Raw genomic sequence first — 562 nt, forward strand, 5'->3', positions numbered from 1 at the left:
GCGTCGATGGTTCATGGACCGCTCCGACCAATCCAAGCGTTGTTGATGGGACTCAAGTGACGGCCACGCAAACTGATACGGCGGGCAATACCAGCCCACAAGGCAGCGCTAATGTGGCGGATACCACTGCGCCGACTGCGCCTGAAAAAGTTGTGGTAGGTAATGGTGATGACTTCATTACTAAAGATGAAATTGACGAAAACGGTAACGTTGATGCGGTCGTGACTCTACCTGATAACGCCAAGGTAGGCGACGTTGTGGTGGTTAACGGTCAAGAGCATCCAATCACTCAAGATGACATCACTGCTGGTACAGTAACCGTAAAAGTTCCAGCACCTGCTGAGGGTGAGAAGCTAGAAGTTAACGCAACGATCAAAGATCCTGCGGGCAACGTATCAACACCAGTCATAGATGAAGTGACTCGTGACACCGTAATTCCTGGTGACACCACTGGTGATGGCGTGACTGACACGGCTCCTGTGATTACCATTCCAGAAGCTTTGGATGGCGTGAATGCAGCAGAGCTTGCCGATGGTATTCAAACCAATGTGACTGTGCCAAC

Annotated in this window: 1 protein-coding gene; it reads left to right on the top strand. The window is 50.9% G+C overall.

The window, feature by feature from the left end:
• The coding region (locus KPY62_RS13520) for a hypothetical protein (RefSeq protein WP_324033947.1) at nt 1-562 on the top strand (562 nt) is incomplete at both ends.

It is taken from the genome of Psychrobacter sp. TAE2020 (assembly GCF_018919485.1).
Taxonomy (GTDB): Bacteria; Pseudomonadota; Gammaproteobacteria; order Pseudomonadales; family Moraxellaceae; genus Psychrobacter.